The organism is Kitasatospora sp. NPDC057500, from assembly GCF_042802195.1.
Taxonomy (GTDB): Bacteria; Actinomycetota; Actinomycetes; order Streptomycetales; family Streptomycetaceae; genus Kitasatospora.
The window spans coordinates 1-3,148 of sequence record NZ_JBHVER010000387.1; the positions used below are offsets into that span (position 1 = coordinate 1).

The window sequence follows — 3,148 nt, forward strand, 5'->3', positions numbered from 1 at the left end:
CGGGCGGCGGGTCCGGGTACGGGTGCGCTTGGGCTTCTCGACGGCCTCGGCCGGGGCGTCGGCCGCGCTCGTGGCCTCGGCGGCGGTCCCGGCCGCAGCCTCGGCCTTCGCCCGCGGCGCGCGGGTGCGGGTGCGCTTGGGCTTCTCGGCGACGGGGGCCTCGGCGGCGGCCGGAGCCTCGACGACGGCCGGGGCCTCGACGACGGCGGCCTCCGCGACGGCGGTGGCGACGGCCTCGGTGGCCGCGCCCTCGCCCGACGCCGAAGCACGCGAGCGGCGACGGCGGCGGCGCGGTGCCGCGGACTCGCCCTCGGCGCCCTCGACGGCGGCCGGAGCCTCCGGCGCGCCCGGCGCGACCGGGGCGTCGGGCGCCCCGTCGACGACGGCCGCGACCCCGTCGACCGCGGTGCCCCGGCGGGTGCGCCGGCGCTCACGGGTCTTGCGGGCCGGCTTCTCCTCGGCCGCGGCCGGCTCGACGGCCGCCGCGGACCGGCCGGAGCCGCCCCGCCCGCCGCGCCCGCGGGCGCCGGAACGCGAACCGCGCCCGCCGGTCTCGCCGAGGTCCTCGACCTCCTCCGCGCCGAGCCCGGCCCGGGTCCGCTCCGAGCGCGGCAGGATGCCCTTGGTCCCCGGCGCGATCTTCAGCAGCTCGTACAGGTGCGGCGAGGTGGAGTAGGTCTCCTCCGGCTCGTTGAACGGCAGGTCCAGCGCCTTGTTGATCAGCTGCCAGCGCGGGATGTCGTCCCAGTCGACCAGGGTGACGGCGGTGCCCGAGGCGCCGGCCCGGCCGGTGCGGCCGATCCGGTGCAGGTAGGTCTTCTCGTCCTCCGGGCACTGGTAGTTGATCACGTGCGTGACGCCCTCGACGTCGATGCCGCGGGCCGCGACGTCGGTGCAGACCAGCACGTCGACCTTGCCGTTGCGGAACGCCCGCAGCGCCTGCTCGCGGGCGCCCTGCCCGAGGTCGCCGTGGACCGCGCCGGCCGCGAAGCCGCGCTGGGTCAGCTGGTCGGCGACGTCCGCGGCGGTCCGCTTGGTCCGGCAGAAGATCATCGCCAGCCCGCGGCCCTCGGCCTGGAGGATGCGCGAGACCATCTCCACCTTGTCCAGCGAGTGGGCGCGGAAGATGTGCTGCTCGATGTTGGCGACGGTGGTGCCGGTGTCGTCCGGCGCGGCGGCGCGGATGTGCGTCGGCTGGCTCATGTACCGGCGGGCCAGGCTGATGACCTGGCCCGGCATGGTCGCCGAGAACAGCAGGGTCTGCCGCTTGGCGGGCAGCATGGTGATGATCTTCTCGACGTCCGGCAGGAAGCCGAGGTCGAGCATCTCGTCGGCCTCGTCCAGGACCAGCGAGCGGACCTGGGACAGGTTCAGCTTCTTCTGGCCGGCCAGGTCGAGCAGCCGGCCGGGGGTGCCGACGACGATGTCGACGCCCTTCTTCAGCGCCTCCACCTGCGGCTCGTAGGCGCGGCCGCCGTAGACGGCGAGCACGCGCACGTCACGGACCTTGCCGGCGGTCTGGAGGTCGTTGGTGACCTGGGTGCACAGCTCGCGGGTCGGCACGACGATGAGCGCCTGCGGGCAGTCGGAGAGCTGCTCCTCCTGTGCGCGCCCGGCGTCGACGTCGGCGCGCACGACGACCCGCTCGATCAGCGGGAGGCCGAAGCCGAGGGTCTTGCCGGTGCCGGTCTTGGCCTGGCCGATGACGTCGTGGCCGGTCAGCGCGACCGGCAGGGTCATCTCCTGGATCGGGAAGGGGTGGACGATGCCGACGGACTCGAGGGCCTCGGCGGTCTCCGGGAGGATCCCCAGTTCCCGGAAGGTCGTCTTCGTGGGTTCAGCGGTGGTGGACAGGGTGCTGCCTCTTCCGTGTGGAGGGGCCGAGAGCGAGCGGCGGGCGGGCAGCCGCGCGGCTGCGTACGGGCCTGGACGGCCCCGAATACAGCTGCGCGGACGCACAACCGCGCCGGTCCCTGCGGCCGGCCGGTGCGCGCGGCCCGGTCAAGGGGGCGCGTCGCCGGCGGCGTCGGGGAGGATTCCCGTGAGGGACCTGCGCGGGACCTGCGCCGGATGGCGCGGTCTCGGCGGCCCTCGCTCGGCCACTGATGCGGTGCCAAGGCTTGAAGTCCAAGCCCTGGTCGGAGCCGATCGGCTCTCCGACCGGGCATCCGCGTACGTTGAGAACCCGGCTTCCGCGCGGCGCGTCCCCGGGGGACGGAGTCGCTGCGGAGCGGGCTTGCCCGGCGGCACCGAGACGGCGGTGACACCGTGCGAGCACGACGGGCCTCCGTACCACCATACAGTCACCCGACGACTCGAACACGTGACGCGGACGACATCGCAGGTCGGAGCGGTGGAAGAGGTGCCCGGGGACGGACCGGCACTAAGGTGGCGGGTCATGGAGAACCGTGGTGAGACGCAGGACGACGTGGCGGCGGGCTCGATCGGCGACTGGGCGTCCTGCTCGGCCGACCCGGGCTACCGGGCCGCCGTACTGGACCTGCTCGGCGCCCTCGCGTACGGCGAGCTGAGCGCCTTCGAGCGGCTCGCCGAGGACGCCAAGCTCGCGCCCGACCTGGCCGACAAGGCGGCGCTGGCCCGGATGGCCTCCGCCGAGTTCCAGCACTACCAGCGGCTGCACGACCGGCTCGCCGAGATCGGCGCCGACCCGCAGGAGGCGATGCGGCCGTTCGTCGAGCCGCTGGAGCTCTTCCACCGGATGACCGCGCCCTCGGACTGGCTGGAGGGGCTGGTCAAGGCCTACGTCGGCGACGCCATCGCCACCGACTTCTACCGCGAGGTGGCCGTCCGGCTCGACGACGACACCCGCGACCTGGTCCTCGGCGTCATGTCGGACACCGGGCACGCCCAGTTCGCCGTCGACAAGGTCCGCCAGGCCATCGAGGCCGACCCGCGGGCCGGCGGCCGGCTCGCCCTGTGGGGCCGGCGGCTGATGGGCGAGGCGCTCAGCCAGGCGCAGCGGGTGGTCGCCGAGCGGGACGCGCTCTCCAACCTGCTGGTCGGCGGCGTCCGGGTGCAGGGCTTCGACCTGGTCGAGGTCGGCAAGATGTTCAACCGGATCACCGAGGCGCACACCCGGCGGATGGCAGCGCTCGGCCTGGCCTCCTGAGCCTTCGTCCGCCCCGGG

The 3,148-nt window shown here is 74.7% G+C and carries 2 protein-coding genes; one reads left to right on the top strand and one right to left on the bottom strand.

The window, feature by feature from the left end; genetic code table 11:
- The coding region (locus tag ACFU74_RS36715) for a DEAD/DEAH box helicase (RefSeq protein ID WP_380764476.1) at positions 1 to 1,740 on the bottom strand (1,740 nt) is incomplete at its 3' end.
- 658 nt (positions 1,741 to 2,398) lie between these two features.
- Here ACFU74_RS36715 and ACFU74_RS36720 point away from each other — a divergent pair.
- Positions 2,399 to 3,130, top strand: a complete 732-nt coding sequence (locus ACFU74_RS36720) for a ferritin-like fold-containing protein (RefSeq protein WP_380764477.1) — start codon at positions 2,399 to 2,401, stop codon at positions 3,128 to 3,130.
- The last annotated feature ends 18 nt before the right edge of the window (positions 3,131 to 3,148 follow it).

What these genes read in the sequence shown, in the direction of transcription:
- ACFU74_RS36720 (WP_380764477.1), top strand. Translation starts at nt 2,399, where the DNA reads ATGGAGAACCGTGGTGAGACGCAGGACGACGTGGCGGCGGGCTCGATC.